We start from the raw sequence: 17,344 nt of genomic DNA, 5'->3' as shown, positions 1-17,344 counted from the left end.
GCCCGATCATGACATTACGTCAATTATGCCCGGCCCCCCTTCCCCCTCCAAGCGGCATCGGAAGGGCCACCCTCACAATTTCGTAACCTTGAATGCAGATTGCCGCCAATTCCGTCGCTGGTGACAGCGAAATGACATTGAAACGGTCATTCGTGCAGGCGGCGAGATATGCCCAACCCACCTGCGCTTGCTTGGGGCCCGCCCGCCCCGTGAGGTGGCCAAGATGGCGAGCTACGAAATCCAGGGACAAGTTTTTTTCACATTCTCTCTGCGGCTCTGCGCCTCTGCGTGCCCCCTTGCCCTCCGGCCCCGGCGCCTCTAGTTTCGGCCCATCCGGACAGGCCCCGGACATCCGAGGAGTAAGCGACATGGCGGGCGGCAAGACACCGAAATTCTGCAATGAGGCGGGTATGCGCGAGATCCGCATCGGCGTGAAGGAATTCGAGTGCATCGGCGCGGCCCCGCCCTTCGACCATCCGCATGTCTTCCTCGACATGGGCCGCGAGAGCGAGATCGTCTGCCCCTATTGCTCGACGCTCTACCGCCATGATGCGGGCATGAAGGCGGATCAAAGCGTCCCCGCCGACGCCCTCTGGCACGAGCCGCGCAAAGTCGCAGTCTGATTTTCCGAAAGCCGGCCTGAGCCTGCCAAAACCATAAGTGTCATCCCGGGATTTATTCCCGGGACCCATTAGCCTCTCGAATTTTGCGGAAGATCGATTGGGCCCCGGCAACAAGTGCCGGGGTGACAATCTTTTTGAGCGGTTGAGTCCTGCGCCCGCATTCCCCAACCGCACAGGCTGGCCCGTTTTTATTTGGCGGACTTAGGGTGGTGGCCCCTGCGGGACTCGAACCCGCACTCCCTTGCGGGAAGCGGATTTTAAGTCCGCTGCGTATACCAGTTTCGCCAAGGGGCCCCATGCGCATCGCGCGCCGGCCTGCGCGCCGCACAGCGCCCTAGCTATGCCCGCTTGGCCGCGTCCGCGCAAAAGGAAATGCTGAAAAAGGAAACGGCGGCCACTGGGACCGCCGTTCCGTATCGTCCGCTGATGCGGGACTGGCTTAGCCTTCGAGGCCCTGCCACACCGGCCAGCAATTGTTGCCGGCGGAAGCGGCGAGCGCCGCCTGGGCTTCCTTCGCGTTCGAGCCCTGCTGGCTCGCTTCGCGATCCGGGCCGCCCGTGCACCAGACATAGAACTTGTGGTTGCCAGCCTTCGACATAGCGTCGAAGCTCGAGTCGAGAGCCAGAGCCGCGCTGGACAGCATCATCGCGCCGGCGGCCATGCCGAGAATTCCGATGGTCTTCTTCATGTCGTTTCTCCCTCCGGGTCAACTGACCCCAATTTTGTTCTCAGGCCGATCAGGTCGGAGCCTGTATCCCCCTCTGCCGGGCCCCTTGCGTCTTCGCGCTTGGCTGCGACCGTCAGACCTTCATGCCGGAAACTGTAATCGGTCCACGGGAGATTGTATCGCGCGGAAACGGCGGAAATGCTGAAACTTTCGTAATGTTGCCGGAATCTGTTGCAGATATGCGACAAAAGCCCCGGTTTCAGCCGTTTTTCAGGCTGCCCCGCCCGCAACGGGCTCCACCCCGAACTCCCGCATCAGCGCCATGACTTCGCCCGCCACGATGTCGAGCTCACTCGAATCGACGCCCCGCATGACGATGCTCGTGCCGAAGGTCTTGCCCACATAATAGGGGTAGCTGCCGATGCCCACATCCGGGTGCCGGGCCTGCAATTCGCCCAGTTTTTCGGCGATCGTCCCCTCCCCGATCTGGCCCGTCACCGTGCGGCTCTGCATCTGCGCCCCGCCTTCCAGCCGGTCCGTCAGGCTGTCCATCATCACCTGCATGACCATCGGCACGCCCGCCATCACGAAAACATTGCCGATCTGGAATCCCGGCGCCTTGCTCACCGGATTGTCGATCATGCTGGCGCCGTCGGGCAGCCGCGCCATGCGCTTGCGCGAGGTGTTGAACTCCGCCCCCGTCCGCTCGTAATGCTCGCCGAGGATTTTCAGCGCCTCCGGGTGATAGCCGATGCCGACGCCAAAGGCCTTGGCCACCGCATCCGCCGTGATGTCGTCATGCGTCGGGCCGATACCGCCCGTGGTGAACACATAGTCGTAGCGCGCCCGAACCTCATTCAGCGTCGCGACGATCACCTCCTCCACATCGGGGATCACGCGGGCCTCGCGCACCTGAATGCCGATGCGGTTCAGATGCGTGGCGATATAGGCAAGGTTCGCATCCCGCGTCCGGCCGGAGAGGATTTCGTCGCCAATGGTCAACACACAGGCGGTAACGGTTTTCGGGCGCGCTTGCGCCGCTTGGTCGGACATGAAACCTATCCCCGGGGTCACGTGAGTAAGGGAGAATAGCGCTGAGGGCCCGGCTTTCAAATGCCGCCCCACCGCACTATGTTAGAAAGCAAGGCAAAGCCGCCATTTTGTGAAAGCTGCCATGAGCTATACCGACGCCATCGAAGCCCCGGACCGCAATATCGGCCGGATCAAGATCCACGACGCCAAAGCCTTCGAAGGCATGCGCCGCGTCGGCCACCTTGCGGCGCAGGCGCTCGACATGCTTGTGGCTGAAATAAAGCCCGGCATCACGACCGACCATATCGACCGGCTGGTGCATGATTTCGGCCTCGATCACGGCGCCTATCCCGCGCCGCTGAACTATCGCGGTTTCCGCAAGTCCTGCTGCACCTCGATCAACCATGTCGTCTGCCACGGCATTCCCGGCGACCGCGTGCTGCGCGACGGCGACGCGGTCAATGTCGATGTCACCTATATCCTCGATGGCTGGCACGGCGACACCAACCGCATGTATTTCGCAGGCGAAGCCCCCCGCAAGGCGCAGCGCCTCGTCGAAGTCACCTACGAAGCGCTGATGCGCGGCATCGCCGCCGTGAAGCCCGGCGCGACATTGGGCGACATCGGCCACGCCATCCAGGAACATGCCGAGGGCCAGCGCTGCTCCGTGGTGCGTGAATTCTGCGGGCATGGTTTGGGCCGCGTCTTCCACGACGCGCCGAACGTGCTCCATTACGGCCGCAAGGGCCAGGGCGCCACGCTCAAGGAAGGCATGTTCTTCACCATCGAACCGATGATCAATCTCGGCAAGCCCGGCGTGAAGATCCTCTCCGACGGCTGGACAGCGGTGACGCGCGACCGCTCGCTCTCCGCCCAGTTCGAACATTCGGTCGGCGTCACCGCCGATGGCTGCGAGATTTTCACCAAGTCCCCCGCGGGCCTCGACTGCCCGCCCTACGCCTGACCGGGCGGCAAGCGCGTGGCGGCGGATGACGGCAAGCCCCACTACACCGGCCACCGCGAGCGGCTGCGCGAACGCTTCCTGAAATCGCCCGACACCCTGCCCGACTACGAACTTCTCGAACTCGTCCTTTTCCGCGCTGTGCCGCGCCGCGACGTGAAGCCGCTGGCAAAGGAACTGATCGCAAAATTCGGCGGCTTCGCGGAAGTCATCAATGCCGAGCCCGCGCGGCTCCGCGAAGTAAAAGGCGTGTCGGACGCGATCGTCACCGAATTCCGCATCGCCCGCGAAACCGGCCTCCGCCTCGCGCAAGCCAAAGTCATGAAAAAGGAAGTAATCGGCTCATGGAACGCGCTGATCGATTATTGCGCTGCCTCCATGGCGCATAATCCGGTGGAGCAGTTCCGAATCCTCTTTCTCGACCGCAAGAACGTTCTGATCGCGGATGAAGTGCAGCAGAAGGGAACGGTCGACCACACGCCGGTCTATCCCCGCGAAGTCGTGAAACGCGCGCTGGAGCTGAACGCCTCCGCTCTCATCCTTGTCCACAACCACCCCTCGGGTGACCCGACCCCCTCCAACGCCGATGTCGAAATGACCCGCAAGATCGTCGACACCGCCAAACCCCTCGGCATCGAAGTCCACGACCACCTCGTCGTCGGCAAGGGCCGCCACGCGAGCTTCAGATCGCTCGGGCTGATGTAATTGAAACGCCCTGCTTCCCTCTCCCCGCTGGGGAGAGGGAAGCAGGGCGTCAGCCCGCGGAAGGGTGAGGGGCCGTTACCCCGCAAACACCGGCGGATATTTCTCCGCCCAGGGCCGCGCCTGTTCAAGCTCGAAGGCGAGCTCAAGCAGCACCCGCTCCTGCCCGGGCAGCGCCGCAAATTGCGAACCGATGGGAAGCCCCTCCGCGTTCCACGAGAGCGGCACCGACATGGCGGGCGTCCCCACCACATTGTGAAGCGGTGTATAGCTCACATAATTGAACACGCGCTCATAAAGCGTGTCGAAGGGAACGGTCGGCGCCTGCTCGCCCGTCTTCGGCGGCGCAGCGGCAAGCACGGGCGTCAACCACACATCGTAATCCGCCATGAAGGCAAGCGTGTCCGCCGTGATCTTCTCGAAATGCGCCAGCGATTTCGCCAGCGTGTCCTTCGGCTTGCTGTTGTAGAGATCGGCGAGACCGAGCGTCCAGGGCTCGAGCACATCTTCGGGCTTGAGCCCCATCTGCGTCACCAGCGCAAGAAGCTCCGCCGGGCCGGACGCCCAGGCCGCAAGAAACGCGTCTTCGAAGGCCTTGCCATCGAGCGGGTTGCGCGCCGGAATAATCTCATGGCCGAGCGAGGCGCAAAGTTTCGCCACATCCTCAATCGCCGCCTTCACATCCGCCGCCGGCTCCTTGCCCTTGTAATCCATCGTGGCGAAAGCAATTTTGAGGCGCTTCTTCCCCGGCCCTTCGACCTTGCCCACGGGCGGCAGCACGGCGGCGGCACCCTTCCGCTCCGTCGCATCGAGAAGCGTCGCGCTGTCGCGCACGCTGCGGGAGACGCAATGCTGAAATCCGATATCGCCCGGCAATTGCCGCTCGCCAAGTTCGATGCGCCCCCGGCTCGGCTTGAGGCCGAACACGCCGCAGCACGACGCGGGAATGCGGATCGAGCCGCCGCCATCCGTCGCATGCGCAACAGGCACCATACCGGAGGCAACCGCCGCCGCCGCGCCGCCCGACGATCCGCCCGGCGAGCGTGTGACATCCCACGGATTGTTGCATGGGCCCAGCAGCAGAGACTCCGTCGTGCCGAGCAAGCCGAATTCCGGCGTATTGCTCTTGCCCACCATCACGAAGCCCGCAGCCTCGCAGCTTGCGATGATCGGGTCCGTCTCCGGCGAAATATTCTGCGCAAGGAAGCGCGAGCCCGAGGTGGCGGACGTGCCTTTGAGGTTGTCGAGATCCTTCACGAGATTGGGAACGCCGGTGAAGGGCCCGGCGGGCAGCTTCCCCTCCGCCGCCTCGCGGGCGCGGTCGTAAAACGTGCCGACGACCGCATTGATTTTCGGGTTCACCTGCTCGATGCGGGAAATCCCTGCCTCCACCAGCTCCAGCGCCGTCACTTCGCCCTTGGCGACCAGCGCGGCCTGCGCCGTCGCATCGAGCTTTGCTAGCTCCGGCATCACCGGCGCGGCACCTTTCAGATTGCTGTCCATCAGCCCCTCCCCTTTGTTCTTTTTCTGTACCCGAAGCCTAGCCCCAAACGCACGCTGGGCGCCATACCGCTGCGTTGCCGCCGCTCCCCAACCACCCCTTGAGGGGCCTCCCCCCAAGTGCTAAACCCTGCCCATTCCTTCCCGCCCGCCCGCCAACCATTGAGAGGCGCCTGATGATTCCGCGCTATTCGCGGCCCGAAATGGTCGCCATATGGGAACCCGACACAAAATTCCGCATCTGGTTCGAGATCGAGGCCCATGCCTGCGAGGCCTTGGCGGAAATCGGCGTGATCCCGAAGGAAGCCGCACGGAACATCCGCGAGCGCGGCGACAAGGCGGTGTTCGATGTCGCCAAGATCGACGAGATCGAGCGCGAGGTGAAGCACGACGTCATCGCCTTTCTCACGCATCTTGCCGAATTCATCGGCGAGGATTCGCGCTTCGTCCATCAGGGCATGACATCCTCCGACGTGCTCGACACCTGCCTCAATGTGCAGCTCGCCCGCGCGAGCGACATCCTGCTCCGCGACATGGACGAGCTTCTCGCCGCCATCAAGCGCCGCGCCTTCGAGCACAAGGATACGGTCTGCATCGGCCGCAGCCACGGCATCCATGCCGAACCCGTCACCTTCGGCCTCAAGATGGCGGAAGCCTATGCCGAGTTCGAGCGCTGCCGCGAACGGCTCGTCAATGCGCGCAAGGAAATCGCGACCTGCGCCATCTCCGGCGCCGTCGGCACCTTCGCGAATATCGACCCGCGCGTGGAAGAGCATGTCGCAAAGGCGCTCGACCTCGAAGTCGAGCCCGTCTCGACCCAGGTCATCCCGCGCGATCGCCACGCCATGTTCTTCGCGACGCTCGGCGTCATCGCTTCGTCGATCGAGCGCGTGGCGACCGAAATCCGCCACCTGCAGCGCACCGAAGTGCTGGAAGCGGAGGAACATTTCTCGGAAGGCCAGAAGGGCTCTTCCGCCATGCCGCACAAGCGCAACCCGGTGCTGACGGAAAACCTCACCGGCCTCGCGCGCCTCGTGCGCGGCATGGCGATCCCCGCGATGGAAAACGTCGCGCTCTGGCATGAGCGCGATATCTCGCATTCCTCCGTCGAACGCATGATCGGCCCGGACGCGACGGTGACGCTCGACTTCGCACTTGTCCGCCTCACCGGCGTCATCGACAAGCTGCTCGTCTATCCCGAGAACATGCAGAAGAACATGGACAAGCTCGGCGGCCTCGTCCATTCGCAGCGCGTCCTCCTCGCGCTGACGCAGAAGGGGGCGAGCCGCGAGGACGCCTACCGCCTCGTGCAGCGCAACGCGATGCCGGTCTGGCGCGGCGAGGGCAATTTCCTCGAACTGCTGAAGGCCGACGCCGACGTGAAGAAATATCTCACCGACGCCGACATCGAGGAACGCTTCGACCTCGGCTACCACACCAAACATGTGGACACGATCTTCGCCCGCATCTTCGGCAAGGAAGCCATGGCGGCATCTGCAAAGGGCAAGGCGGCGGAATAGGCGTCAGCCAAGGTCCGTATACAGAAAATCGTCGCCCTTATAGAGAAGTGGCATATCGAGGACCTTTGCACAGGCATAGGCAAAGCAATCGCCAAAATTGAGCGACGCCTTGTGGCGGCCCTTGCCGTAGCGGCCGAAGGCGGCAAAAGCCTCCCACCCTATGGCGTCGTCTACCGCGATGCTTTCTGCATCGACGGTCGCGACAAATTCCCGAACAAGCGCCTCCGCTTCCGCCGGGGGGCAATCGGCCTGCCGCGCAAGCCCCGCCGCCGCCTCCCATAGCGTGAGCGGCGATACATAGGTGCGCTCGGCCTGCCTCAATTGCCCGGCAAGCGCCTCCCACCCTTCTTCCTGCGCGACGATGGCTATGACGGCCGAGGCGTCGACAAACATCTAGAGCCCGCCACCCAGATCGTCGAAAAAAGCCTTGTCGGCTTTCGTCCCCGTCTTCTTGTATTTGGAATAGCGGTCGCCGATCGCTTTCAGCCGTTGAACCAGCGGCATTTCTTCGGCAGACCTCTTGATCTCGTTTTCCACGGCCATGCGGATGGCGTCGGTCAGCCCGGTTTTCTTGAGCTTTGCCAGCTTGCGAACTGCCGCGTCGGTCGCTTCGTCTTTGACGGAGAATGCCATCTTTATATCCTCTAGAGATATACAGATATATAATACGGGTATATCGGGATTGCAAGGAAATCTGCCGCCTCTGCTTCACCCGCCTGTCACAATCCGCCCTATACTGCGCGGCACAGACATTCCACTACTTTGAGGATTCCCATGCTCCGCACCGCCTTTGACGGCTCCCGCCGCCGCCGGATCTATCTGTTCCGCCATGGCGACGTCTCCTATGTCGACGAGAGGGGCAACCGGGTGGCGGATTCGACCGCCGTGCGGCTGACCCCCTGGGGCCGCGAACAGGCAGAGATGACGGGCAAGGCGCTGACGAACATCCCCTTCGACCGCGCCGTGGCGTCTGCCTTTCCGCGCTCGGTCGAAACGGCGGAGATCATCCTCGCAGGCCGCAACCTGCCCGTGGAACGCCATGACGATTTCGTCGAGTTCCAGAGCGACGCGTCATACCGCGACAAGATCCTCGACCTGAACGACATCGCCTATTCTTTCCGCGACGCCCACCTCCCCGGCGCCCGCTACAATGGCGGCGACAGCTTCGAGGAAGTGAATGCGCGTGTGGTCGCAGCGCTCGAGCGCCTCATCGCCGAGCCCGAATGGGACACGCTCGCCCTTGTCGCGCATGGCGGCATCAACAGGCTCGTCATCGGCTGGGCCTTCGGCACCGGCCTTCAGACATTTGCCGCCATCGACCAGAACACCTGCTGCCTCAACGTCATCGACTTCGACGAGCACCCGGAAACGCGCACCATCGTCCGCAAGTCGGTGCGCGCCATGAACATCGCCGTCTATGACGTCGTGAAGGAAGGCAACCACCTGCAGTCGCTGGAACAGATCGCGATGCGGCTCAGGGCGAAGGCAGACGCCTGACCTAGCTCTTGCCCTTCACGAACTTGTCGCTTTCTGCCTGCGCCGAACGGAAATTGGTCGAAAGCTGGCTCTGGTCGGCATCGGCATAGGCACTGACCTTGTGAAGCGCGTTCGCCGTCGCATTGACCGCCTCCTTCACCATGCGCACCGCCGGCGCCGGCATCGACGCAGCCGCCGCGGCAAGCTCCATCGCCTTATCGGCCACATGCCCGTCCTCTGCAATCTCGTCCACGAGTCCCCAATCGAGCGCGTGTTCCGCGCCCATGCGCTCGCAGAGAATGCAGATGCGCTTGGCGCGCGCCGGTCCCACCAGCGTGATGAGCCGCGGCAGCGCGCCCCATTGCAGGTTGATGCCGATCTTCACTTCCGGCACATAGAGGAAAGCGCCCTTGCCCATCACGCGCCAGTCGAGCGCGAGCGGCAGAGCCACACCCGCGCCGACCGCCATGCCCTCGATAGCGGCAACCGTGATCTGCGGCATGTCTTCCCACGCCTGGCAGAGTTTCACACCGCGATAATAGACCTGCCGGAGTTCGAGGTCTGTCCCGGCGGTAACGGCGCGGCTCGCCCGCTCCTTCAGGTCGATGCCGCCGGAAAAGGCTTCGCGCGTGCCCGTCAGCACCACCGCCTGCGTCTCGAGATCGTCCTGGAAGCGCCGTGCAACATCGGTGAGTTCGAGGATCGTCTCCTGATTGAAGGCATTGCGGGCGCCCTTTCGGTCGAATCGCACCAGTGCGACAGCACCGCGCTTCTCGATCGTCACATTCTTGTAGTCGCCCATGGCCGTCTCCCCGTCTTGTTGTTCTTGTCGGGCAATTCTGCGGGTAAACGCGACAGAGTTACAAGCGGAATAGACTATTCCGGCAGCGCATAAGCCTTCACATAGTCACCAGGTCTCGTGCCGGCGCGGGCATGGCCGCCTGCCGCGATGACAACATATTGCCGGCCTTCCCATACATAGGTCATGGGTGTCGCCTGCCCGCCCGCCGGAAGGCGCCCCTTCCACAACTCCTCGCCCGATGCCGCATCGAAGGCGCGCAGATAGTCATCCATCGTCGCGCCGATGAAGACGACGCCGCCTGCCGTCACGATCGGTCCGCCGAAATTCGGCACGCCCCATTTGAGGGACACGGGAACCGGCGCAATGTCGCGCACTGTGCCAAGCACGCTTTCCCATTTGATCGTGCCATCGGAGAGATCGACGGCGGTCAGCATGCCCCAGGGCGGCGGCGTGCAAGGCAGGCCGAGCGGCGAAAGCAACAGTTCGCGCTTCACGGCCCAGCGCGTCGGCGCTTGCGGCGAAATCTCTTCATTCGGTTCGGCAGCCTTCGCCGCTTCATAGTTTTCCGACGGGATCAGCGTGATGATATGCGCCGCGCGGTTCGTGTTGACATAGAGCGTCTGTGTCGCGGGATCGTATGCCGCCCCGCCCCAGTTCGCCCCGCCTGCCGTGAACGGATACATGATCGTGCCCTGCGCCGAAGGCGGTGTGTAGATGCCTTCGGAGCGCGCGGCCGCGATCTTGTCGCGGCATGCCTTGCGGTCCCAGTAAGTGAGGCCCCATGCGTCGTCTGCCGTCAGCATCTGCGGCACGAGCGGCGGCGGCGCAACCGGGAAAGGCTGCGTCGGCGACAGAAACTCGCCCGCCGCACCGTCCTGCGGCACAGCCCGTTCCTCCACATCGAAGATCGGCTTGCCCGTGTCGCGGTCGAGCACGAAGACGAAACCCTGCTTCGTCACCTGAACCACGGCATCGACAGGCTGGCCATCGCGCATCAGCGTGACAAGGCTCGGTTGCGCCGGAAGATCGTAGTCCCAGACATCGTGATGCACCGTCTGGAAATGCCAGCGCACCTTTCCACTCGCCGCTTCAACCGCCACCACGGAATTCGCATAGCGATTGTCACCCGCGCGAAGCCCGCCGAAGAAATCCGGCGATGGCGATGAGGTCGGCAGGAAGAAGAGCCCCCGCGCCTCGTCCGCCGCGATCGGCGCCCAGACATTCGCATGGCCCGTGCGCTCGGCCACGCCGCCGCGCGGCCAGCTTTCGGGATGATCTTTCGCGCCGCGAACCACCGGATCGAATTCCCACACAGGCTTTCCCGTCCGCGCATCGAAGGCGCGCACCGTCCCCTTCGGTGCATTGGCTCGGCGATTGTCGCCGATGGACGAGCCGGCTACGACGACACCATTTGCAACCGAAGGCGGCGAGGTGATCTGGAATTCGCCCGGCCATTCGAGTTCCATGCCGGGATCGATTTGCACTTCGCCATCCATGCCGAAGCCGAGACAAGGCTGCCCCGTTCCCGCATCGAGCGCGATCAGTCGCGCGTCCGCTGTCCCGATGAAAAGCCGCGATGCGCAAAGCCCCTCCGGCGCAGCGGCCGCATCCACCCAGGGCGTCACGCCGCGGCAGACAAACTGGTTGGCCGGCCGGTAGTCCGTCGCAATTTTCGTATCGTAGCGCCACTTCTCCGCGCCTGTGCCCGGATCGAGCGCGATCACTTCGTTGAAGGGCGTGCAAAGGATCAGCGACCCGTGAAAGAGGATGGGCGTTGCCTGAAAGGCGCTGTGCTTCATGACGTCCGCACGGGCTTCCATGTCGCCCGTGCGATAGGTCCAGGCCTCGCGAAGACCTTTCACATTCTCGCGCGTGATCTCGGCAGCGGCCGAGTGGCGCGTGCCGCCGGCATCGCCGCCATAATGGAGCCAGCCCATTCCGGCAGCCGCGGCTTGCGGCAATCCCGCAAAAACCACAGCAAGAAGCGCAGCGACAAATGCAAACCGGACGCGTCCCATGAGTCCCTCCTCAAATCAATTGACTGAATGAGTCATTCATTTATTATCAGGAGTCAAGATGATTTGCGCTGCTTCACGTGAAACGGCGCAGCCGAGGGGAGAAGCAGGCGCCGTGGCCCGAAAGAAATCCGAAGGAAAACTCGAAGAAATCGCCGATGCGGCAATAACCTGCTTTTCCGAACTCGGCATCAGGCGCACCCAGATGGCGGATGTGGCGAAGGCCGCAGGCGTTTCCGCCGGCACGGTCTATCTCTATGTCGCGAGCAAGGAAGCACTGCTCCACCTTGCCATTCTGAAGGTCTGCGCCCGCCCGCTCACAGGTCTCCCCCTCCCCCTTGAAGACCCCGGCATCATTGCGACGGTGCAAATCTTTGCCGCGCGCGTGAAGGAAGTGCGCCACTGGCCGTCCTTCGACACCGCGCTTGCTCCCGGCGCAAAGGTGGAAATGGAAACGCTCCGCGCCATCGGCCACGAGCTTTACGACATGCTGCACGAGGCCCGCCGCGCCATCTGGCTGGTCGATCGCTGCGCAAGGGAAGTCCCTGCCTTCGAGCAGCTTCATGCGCTGGATCTGCGTGGCCGCCACCGCGATCAACTGGCCGAAATTGCCCTCAAATTCGCCGGGGCCGCAGGCCCGCCCTCGCCAGAGCAAAAACTTGCCGCCCGTCTTGCCATCGAGACAGTGGCCTGGGCGGCCATGCACCGCCTGAGGGAATCCGCCACCAATGCAATCGCCGGATTGACGGAAAATGGCGCTCGCGAGACGGCGGCGGAAAGTTTTGCTGTCATATTGTCGACACCTTCGGCGCCTTCTCAGGCAGCCCGGCGCAACACTTAAGAGCTTTTTATCGCTTTGCTGCTGACATGGGAAATGGAGGGCCGGAAGAAGGGCCTCGTTGAATGCAGGACAGGCCCCATGTTCATGGAAACCCGGCCCGGAGCCCGTACGACGCAGGATCGCGCCACGCGGATCGAGACGAATGTCGTCCCGATCGAAAAGCCCCTGCATGCCCAATCCATAAAGCTGATGGAATTCTGGCAGCGTCACTGCCGGGATGGGCGTCTCCTGAGCCGATCCGATCTTCCCTGCCGCGAAGCCGCATCCTTCCTGCCGAGCGTCTTTGTTCTCGAGCCTTTGGATGATGACGGCTACGACTGGCGGTTACGTCTGGTCGGCACGACGCTGACGCGCTGGCTCGACTTCGATCCGACCGGCATGACGATCCGCGAGATCTATCACCCGGCGACCGTCGGCAAGGATGCCGGCATCTATCGCATGGTGACAAAGGAAAAGCGGCCCCACATCACGCAGGGCCGCCTGTCCGGCATTAACCGGGACTTCCTCAATCTCGAGATCGTTCACCTGCCGATGGAAGGCGCACGCGCCGACGAAATCCTGCTCCTCGGCTGTATCTCGATATTCCCGGAACACTGAGTCTCAGCTCTTTATCTGACGGACGGCCTCATCCATCAGCTCGTCCATGGTGCGGCGAAGCTGATGGTCGGATTGTGCCACGCCCTTCGCGTCGAAATCGGCGCGGATCTTGTCGAACACATCCTGATCGCCCGCTTCCTTCAGATCCGCGGCGATCACGTCCTGCGCGTAGGACTCGGCGGCCTCGCCCGTGAGGCCCAGCTTTTCGGCCGCCCAGAGCCCGAGCAGCTTGTTGCGGCGTGCGCTTGCCTTGAAGCGAAGCTCCTCGTCATGAGCGAACTTCTTTTCAAAACCTTCCTCGCGCTTGTCGAAGCTGGACATGGAACCTGGCACTCCGTATTGGGGTCATGTGGCGGGGCCCCGGCTTGGGGAACTCCCGGAATTGGCCTTAGGCATAGCGGGCCCATCAATTCAAATCAACAGCCATCGGCCAGCCGGGGCGCCCCCGCGTCGAATTGTCTAACCCCATGATTTTCAGACATTTTTTATGACAGGTGCGGCGCAGCACAGCTTCATTGTATCGCGTCCGGCCTTGGGCTACCTTGCGCTCGCCGAAGGGCCGATTCCGAACCTGCCCGCCCGGCTCTTTTCCGCCGCGAGGCGGTCCTCGAATATGTGCGGAGCCCCCCGCCAGCCCCGGACCTTCCATCCGGGCTAACCGATTGGAATTCATGACATGAGCCGGCGCAGACGCGTTTATGAAGGCAAGGCGAAGGTGCTTTACGAAGGCCCGGAACCGGGCACGCTCATCCAGCATTTCAAGGATGATACGACCGCCTTCGACGCGACCAAGCGCGAGATCATCGACGGCAAGGGTGTCCTCAACAACCGCATCTCGGAATTCATCTTCACCAAGCTGAACGAGATCGGCGTGCCGACGCATTTCATCCGCGCGCTCAACATGCGCGAGCAGCTCATTCGGGAAGTGGAAATCATCCCCGTCGAAGTGGTGGTGCGCAATGTCGCCGCCGGCTCGCTGTCGAAAAAGCTCGGCATCGACGAAGGCACGGTGCTGCCCCGCTCCATCATCGAGTTCTATTACAAGAATGACGAGCTGCACGACCCGATGGTCTCCGAAGAGCACATCACGGCCTTTGGCTGGGCGACGCCGCAGGAAATCGACGACATGATGGCGCTTGCGCTGCGTATCAACGACTTCCTGACCGGCCTCTTCCTCGGCATAGGCATCCGCCTCGTGGACTTCAAGGTCGAGTTCGGCCGCCTCTATGAAGGCGAGATGGTGCGCGTGGTGCTCGCCGACGAGATCAGCCCCGATTGCTGCCGCCTCTGGGACACCCGCACCAACGACAAGCTCGACAAGGACCGTTTCCGCCGCGACATGGGTGGCCTCGTCGAAGCCTATCAGGAAGTAGCGCGGCGCCTCGGCGTTCTCGTTGAGACCGAACCGAAACGGCGCGGGCCCACGCTGGTGAAGTGAGTTACGTGAAAGACGAGGAAGCATGAAAGCGCGCATCAAGGTCACGCTGAAGAACGGCGTGCTGGACCCGCAAGGCAAGGCAATCGAAGGTGCGCTGGGCTCGCTCGGCTTTTCCGGCGTCGCCAGCGTCCGTCAGGGCAAGCTCTTCGAGGTCGAACTGAACGAAACCGATCCGGTGAAGGCAAAGGCCGCACTGGACGAGATGAGCAAGAAGCTCCTCGCCAACACGGTGATCGAAAACTACGCCGTGGAGCTCGACGAGAAGTGAGCATGAAGTCAGGCGTCGTCGTTTTCCCCGGCTCAAACCGCGAACGCGATATGCTGATCGCGCTCGAGAAGATCACCGGCAAGAAGCCCGCTTATATCTGGCATGCGGATACCGAGCTGCCCGACCTCGATCTCGTGGTCCTGTGCGGCGGCTTTTCCTATGGCGACTATCTGCGCACCGGCGCCATCGCCGCGCGCGGCCATATCATGCCCGCCGTCGCAAAAGCCGCTGAAAAAGGCGTGCGTGTACTCGGCATCTGCAACGGCTTCCAGATCCTCTGCGAAGCGGGGCTCCTGCCCGGCGTGCTGATGCGCAATGCGGGCCTCAAATTCGTCTGCAAGGAAGTGAAGCTCGAAGTTGCCAATGCGCAAACCGACTTCACGCGCAAATACAGGCAAGGCGAGGTGTGGCGTTGCCCGGTTGCACATGGTGACGGCAACTACTTCGCCGATGCCGAGACACTGAAGCGCCTCGAAGGCGAAGGCCGCGTCGGCCTGCGCTATGCAGAAGGCACCAATCCGAACGGCTCGCAGAACGACATCGCCGGCATTCTCAATGAGCGCGGCAATGTCTTCGGCATGATGCCGCATCCCGAAAACATGATCGAACCGCTGAATGGCGCCACCGACGGGCGCGCCCTTTTTGAAAGCATTATGGAGGCCGTGGCGTGATACCGAACGATATCAGGATCACGCCGGAACTCGTCGCCGAACATGGGCTGAAGCCCGACGAGTACCAGCGCATTCTCGACCTGATCGGCCGCGAGCCGACGCTGACCGAGCTTGGCATCTTCTCCGCCATGTGGAACGAGCACTGTTCCTACAAGTCGTCGAAGAAGTGGTTGCGCACGCTGCCGACCACGGGCCCCCGCGTCATCTGCGGCCCCGGCGAGAACGCGGGCGTCGTCGATATCGGCGACGGACAGGCGATCATCTTCAAGATGGAAAGCCACAACCACCCCTCCTATATCGAGCCGCATCAGGGCGCGGCAACGGGCGTCGGCGGCATCCTGCGCGACGTCTTCACCATGGGCGCGCGCCCCATCGCCGCGCTCAATGCGCTGCGCTTCGGCGAACCGGACCATCCGCGCACGCGCCACATCGTCTCGGGCGTCGTCGCCGGCATCGGCGGCTACGGCAACAGCTTCGGCGTGCCGACCGTCGGCGGCGAAGTGAATTTCGACGCAAGCTACAACGGCAACTGTCTTGTGAACGCCTTTGCGGCGGGCCTCGCGGATGCCGACAAGATTTTCTACTCCGAAGCAAAGGGCGTCGGCCTGCCCATCGTCTATCTCGGCTCCAAGACCGGCCGCGACGGCATTCACGGCGCCACCATGGCATCGGCCGAATTCGGCGAGGACTCCGAGGAGAAGCGCCCGACCGTCCAGATCGGCGATCCCTTCTCCGAAAAACTGCTGCTCGAAGCCTGCCTCGAACTGATGGCCTCCGGCGCCGTCATCGCCATTCAGGACATGGGCGCCGCGGGCCTCACCTGCTCCGCCGTCGAAATGGGCGCGAAGGGCGATCTCGGCGTCGAACTCGATCTCGACAAGGTGCCCTGCCGCGAAGAGGGCATGACCGCCTATGAGATGATGCTGTCGGAAAGCCAGGAGCGCATGCTCATGGTGCTCGATCCGGCGCGCGAGAAGGACGCGGAAGCTATCTTCCGCAAATGGGGCCTCGACTTCGCGATCATCGGCAAGACGACCGACGACCTGCGCTTCCGCATCAGGCAGCATGGCGACGTGATGGCCGATCTCCCGATCAAGGAGCTTGGCGATCAGGCCCCCGAATATGACCGCCCCTTCGTGAAAGCCGCAAAGCCTGCGCCGCTCGCCCCGTCCGATGTGCCCGCGCCGAACGACATCTCGGACGCGCTGACGAAAATGCTCGGCCTGCCCGACATGTGTTCGCGCCGCTGGGTCTGGGAGCAGTACGATCATCTCATTCAGGGCAACACGGCGATCGGACCGGGCGGCGACGCCGCGGTGGTCCGCATCGGCGACGGGCCGAAGGGCCTCGCTTTCTCCCTCGACGTGACGCCGCGCTACTGCGCCGCCGATCCGCAGGAAGGCGGCAAGCAGGCGGTGGCCGAATGCTGGCGCAATCTCACCGCCGTCGGCGCCGAACCGCTCGCCATCACCGACAATCTGAATTTCGGCAATCCCGAAAAGCCCGAGATCATGGGCCAGTTCGTCGGCTGCATCGAAGGCATCGGCGAAGCCTGCCGCGCGCTCGACTTCCCAGTCGTCTCCGGCAACGTCTCGCTCTACAACGAGACCAACGGCAAGGGCATCCTGCCCACCCCTGCCATCGGTGCCGTCGGCCTTCTGCCCGACATCGCGGTCCGCACCACCATCGCCTTCAAGGCGGCGGGCGAGGCCATCATCCTTGTCGGCGAAACGAAAGGCCATCTCGGCCAGTCGATCTATCTGCGCGACATCGTTCGCAAGTCGGACGACCGCAGCGCGCCCCCGCCGGTGGATCTCGCCGTCGAGCGCCGCAATGGCGATTTCATCCGCGCCGAAATCCGCAACCGTAATCTCACAGCCGTCCACGACCTTTCGGATGGCGGCGCGCTTGCCGCTATCGCCGAAATGGCGATGGCAGGCGGCATCGGCGCCAAGCTCGCGCCGGAAACCGCCCTCCCCCTCCATGTCTGGGCCTTCGCCGAGGATCAGGCGCGCTATGCCGTGACCCTGCCGGAAAGCGCCGCCGCCGCCTTCCTTGAGCGGGCGGCAAAAGCCGGTATCCCCGCCGCCCGCATCGGCACGACCGGCGGCACGGAATTGACACTTGAGGGCGCCAAACCCATATCATTGAATGCGCTCAAGGACGTACACGAAGGCTGGCTGCCCGCCTATATGGCCGCCGGCGCCGAACTCTGAAGAGACGCGAGGAGA

19 protein-coding genes and 1 tRNA gene are annotated in these 17,344 nt (G+C 63.2%); 11 read left to right on the top strand and 9 right to left on the bottom strand.

The window, feature by feature from the left end; translation table 11 throughout:
- Positions 1–368 precede the first annotated feature (368 nt).
- Positions 369–623: a zinc-finger domain-containing protein gene (locus ACK4FH_RS10250; protein WP_409813245.1), complete on the top strand. Its 255-nt coding sequence runs from the start codon at positions 369–371 to the stop codon at positions 621–623.
- A 207-nt stretch (positions 624–830) separates the two neighbouring features.
- On the opposite strand, the gene ACK4FH_RS10245 is transcribed toward ACK4FH_RS10250, so the two are convergent.
- The 3 genes from ACK4FH_RS10245 to ACK4FH_RS10235 form a co-directional block, all read right to left on the bottom strand.
- Positions 831–917, bottom strand: a tRNA-Leu gene (locus tag ACK4FH_RS10245).
- A 145-nt stretch (positions 918–1,062) separates the two neighbouring features.
- Positions 1,063–1,311 carry a hypothetical protein gene (locus ACK4FH_RS10240; protein WP_409813243.1) on the bottom strand — a complete coding sequence of 83 codons (249 nt, stop codon included), beginning with the start codon at positions 1,309–1,311 and terminating at the stop codon, positions 1,063–1,065.
- Between the two features lie 249 nt (positions 1,312–1,560).
- Positions 1,561–2,343, bottom strand: a complete 783-nt coding sequence (locus tag ACK4FH_RS10235; RefSeq protein ID WP_409813241.1) for a competence/damage-inducible protein A — start codon at positions 2,341–2,343, stop codon at positions 1,561–1,563.
- A gap of 121 nt (positions 2,344–2,464) precedes the next feature.
- Here ACK4FH_RS10235 and map point away from each other — a divergent pair, with 121 nt between their 5' ends.
- Together map and radC are read left to right on the top strand one after the other, a co-directional pair.
- Complete coding sequence (gene map / locus ACK4FH_RS10230; protein ID WP_409813239.1) at positions 2,465–3,286, top strand: type I methionyl aminopeptidase; 822 nt, start codon at positions 2,465–2,467, stop codon at positions 3,284–3,286.
- A 15-nt stretch (positions 3,287–3,301) separates the two neighbouring features.
- On the top strand, positions 3,302–3,988 hold the full coding sequence (gene radC, locus ACK4FH_RS10225) for a RadC family protein (RefSeq protein WP_409813237.1): 687 nt from the start codon (positions 3,302–3,304) through the stop codon (positions 3,986–3,988).
- 75 nt (positions 3,989–4,063) lie between these two features.
- Here the strand turns inward: radC and ACK4FH_RS10220 are convergent, their stop codons facing one another.
- Complete coding sequence (locus tag ACK4FH_RS10220) at positions 4,064–5,488, bottom strand: amidase (RefSeq protein WP_409813235.1); 1,425 nt, start codon at positions 5,486–5,488, stop codon at positions 4,064–4,066.
- Positions 5,489–5,661: 173 nt separating this feature from the next.
- Between ACK4FH_RS10220 and purB the strand changes: the two genes are divergently transcribed.
- Positions 5,662–7,005, top strand: a complete 1,344-nt coding sequence (gene purB, locus ACK4FH_RS10215) for an adenylosuccinate lyase (RefSeq protein WP_409813233.1) — start codon at positions 5,662–5,664, stop codon at positions 7,003–7,005.
- Between the two features lie 3 nt (positions 7,006–7,008).
- On the opposite strand, the gene ACK4FH_RS10210 is transcribed toward purB, so the two are convergent.
- Together ACK4FH_RS10210 and ACK4FH_RS10205 are read right to left on the bottom strand one after the other, a co-directional pair.
- Positions 7,009–7,398, bottom strand: a complete 390-nt coding sequence (locus ACK4FH_RS10210) for a type II toxin-antitoxin system VapC family toxin (protein ID WP_409813231.1) — start codon at positions 7,396–7,398, stop codon at positions 7,009–7,011.
- Entirely contained in the window at positions 7,399–7,638 is a 240-nt protein-coding gene (locus tag ACK4FH_RS10205) for a type II toxin-antitoxin system VapB family antitoxin (RefSeq protein WP_409813229.1), read from the bottom strand. It lies immediately after the preceding gene.
- A 141-nt stretch (positions 7,639–7,779) separates the two neighbouring features.
- Between ACK4FH_RS10205 and ACK4FH_RS10200 the strand changes: the two genes are divergently transcribed.
- The gene (locus ACK4FH_RS10200; RefSeq protein WP_409813227.1) at positions 7,780–8,502 is read left to right on the top strand and encodes a histidine phosphatase family protein; all 723 of its coding nucleotides are present in this window, start codon (positions 7,780–7,782) and stop codon (positions 8,500–8,502) included.
- Between the two features lies 1 nt (position 8,503).
- On the opposite strand, the gene ACK4FH_RS10195 is transcribed toward ACK4FH_RS10200, so the two are convergent.
- Both ACK4FH_RS10195 and ACK4FH_RS10190 read right to left on the bottom strand, forming a co-directional pair.
- Positions 8,504–9,283 carry an enoyl-CoA hydratase/isomerase family protein gene (locus ACK4FH_RS10195; RefSeq protein WP_409813225.1) on the bottom strand — a complete coding sequence of 260 codons (780 nt, stop codon included), beginning with the start codon at positions 9,281–9,283 and terminating at the stop codon, positions 8,504–8,506.
- A gap of 74 nt (positions 9,284–9,357) precedes the next feature.
- Complete coding sequence (locus ACK4FH_RS10190; protein WP_409813223.1) at positions 9,358–11,301, bottom strand: pyrroloquinoline quinone-dependent dehydrogenase; 1,944 nt, start codon at positions 11,299–11,301, stop codon at positions 9,358–9,360.
- A gap of 112 nt (positions 11,302–11,413) precedes the next feature.
- Between ACK4FH_RS10190 and ACK4FH_RS10185 the strand changes: the two genes are divergently transcribed.
- Positions 11,414–12,139: a TetR/AcrR family transcriptional regulator gene (locus tag ACK4FH_RS10185; protein WP_409813221.1), complete on the top strand. Its 726-nt coding sequence runs from the start codon at positions 11,414–11,416 to the stop codon at positions 12,137–12,139.
- Positions 12,140–12,217: 78 nt separating this feature from the next.
- Positions 12,218–12,736, top strand: coding sequence for a PAS domain-containing protein (locus tag ACK4FH_RS10180; RefSeq protein WP_409813220.1), 519 nt, complete (start codon positions 12,218–12,220; stop codon positions 12,734–12,736).
- A 3-nt stretch (positions 12,737–12,739) separates the two neighbouring features.
- Here the strand turns inward: ACK4FH_RS10180 and ACK4FH_RS10175 are convergent, their stop codons facing one another.
- Positions 12,740–13,057 (bottom strand): DUF1476 domain-containing protein, encoded by a 318-nt coding sequence (locus ACK4FH_RS10175; protein ID WP_409813218.1) that lies wholly within the window; start codon positions 13,055–13,057, stop codon positions 12,740–12,742.
- Positions 13,058–13,412: 355 nt separating this feature from the next.
- On the opposite strand from ACK4FH_RS10175, the gene purC reads away from it, so the two are divergent.
- Genes purC through purL form a run of 4 tightly spaced genes read left to right on the top strand, consistent with a single transcriptional unit; the run spans position 13,413 to position 17,329 of the window.
- Positions 13,413–14,174, top strand: a complete 762-nt coding sequence (purC, locus tag ACK4FH_RS10170; protein ID WP_409813217.1) for a phosphoribosylaminoimidazolesuccinocarboxamide synthase — start codon at positions 13,413–13,415, stop codon at positions 14,172–14,174.
- A 22-nt stretch (positions 14,175–14,196) separates the two neighbouring features.
- A complete protein-coding gene (gene purS / locus ACK4FH_RS10165) occupies positions 14,197–14,442 on the top strand; it encodes a phosphoribosylformylglycinamidine synthase subunit PurS (RefSeq protein WP_409813215.1) in 246 nt (81 codons plus the stop codon).
- 2 nt (positions 14,443–14,444) lie between these two features.
- Positions 14,445–15,113, top strand: coding sequence for a phosphoribosylformylglycinamidine synthase subunit PurQ (purQ, locus tag ACK4FH_RS10160; protein ID WP_409815242.1), 669 nt, complete (start codon positions 14,445–14,447; stop codon positions 15,111–15,113).
- Positions 15,110–17,329, top strand: a complete 2,220-nt coding sequence (purL, locus tag ACK4FH_RS10155) for a phosphoribosylformylglycinamidine synthase subunit PurL (RefSeq protein WP_409813213.1) — start codon at positions 15,110–15,112, stop codon at positions 17,327–17,329. The genes purQ and purL overlap by 4 nt, the downstream gene beginning before the upstream one ends.
- Positions 17,330–17,344 lie beyond the last annotated feature (15 nt).

This window comes from Parvibaculum sp. (assembly GCF_046297875.1).
Lineage (GTDB): Bacteria > Pseudomonadota > Alphaproteobacteria > Parvibaculales > Parvibaculaceae > Parvibaculum.
Note: the sequence above shows the minus strand (reverse complement) of the source record. Positions and strands in the feature narration are given on the sequence as shown.

Bases quoted from the DNA above. Each gene is read 5' to 3' on its own strand.
- ACK4FH_RS10195 (WP_409813225.1), bottom strand. From the start codon at position 9,283: ATGGGCGACTACAAGAATGTGACGATCGAGAAGCGCGGTGCTGTCGCA.
- purC (WP_409813217.1), top strand. From the start codon at position 13,413: ATGAGCCGGCGCAGACGCGTTTATGAAGGCAAGGCGAAGGTGCTTTAC.
- ACK4FH_RS10240 (WP_409813243.1), bottom strand. From the start codon at position 1,311: ATGAAGAAGACCATCGGAATTCTCGGCATGGCCGCCGGCGCGATGATG.
- ACK4FH_RS10250 (WP_409813245.1), top strand. From the start codon at position 369: ATGGCGGGCGGCAAGACACCGAAATTCTGCAATGAGGCGGGTATGCGC.
- purS (WP_409813215.1), top strand. From the start codon at position 14,197: ATGAAAGCGCGCATCAAGGTCACGCTGAAGAACGGCGTGCTGGACCCG.
- ACK4FH_RS10205 (WP_409813229.1), bottom strand. From the start codon at position 7,638: ATGGCATTCTCCGTCAAAGACGAAGCGACCGACGCGGCAGTTCGCAAG.
- ACK4FH_RS10175 (WP_409813218.1), bottom strand. From the start codon at position 13,057: ATGTCCAGCTTCGACAAGCGCGAGGAAGGTTTTGAAAAGAAGTTCGCT.
- purB (WP_409813233.1), top strand. From the start codon at position 5,662: ATGATTCCGCGCTATTCGCGGCCCGAAATGGTCGCCATATGGGAACCC.
- purQ (WP_409815242.1), top strand. From the start codon at position 14,445: ATGAAGTCAGGCGTCGTCGTTTTCCCCGGCTCAAACCGCGAACGCGAT.
- map (WP_409813239.1), top strand. From the start codon at position 2,465: ATGAGCTATACCGACGCCATCGAAGCCCCGGACCGCAATATCGGCCGG.
- ACK4FH_RS10180 (WP_409813220.1), top strand. From the start codon at position 12,218: ATGTTCATGGAAACCCGGCCCGGAGCCCGTACGACGCAGGATCGCGCC.
- ACK4FH_RS10210 (WP_409813231.1), bottom strand. From the start codon at position 7,398: ATGTTTGTCGACGCCTCGGCCGTCATAGCCATCGTCGCGCAGGAAGAA.
- ACK4FH_RS10190 (WP_409813223.1), bottom strand. From the start codon at position 11,301: ATGGGACGCGTCCGGTTTGCATTTGTCGCTGCGCTTCTTGCTGTGGTT.
- ACK4FH_RS10235 (WP_409813241.1), bottom strand. From the start codon at position 2,343: ATGTCCGACCAAGCGGCGCAAGCGCGCCCGAAAACCGTTACCGCCTGT.
- ACK4FH_RS10200 (WP_409813227.1), top strand. From the start codon at position 7,780: ATGCTCCGCACCGCCTTTGACGGCTCCCGCCGCCGCCGGATCTATCTG.
- ACK4FH_RS10220 (WP_409813235.1), bottom strand. From the start codon at position 5,488: ATGGACAGCAATCTGAAAGGTGCCGCGCCGGTGATGCCGGAGCTAGCA.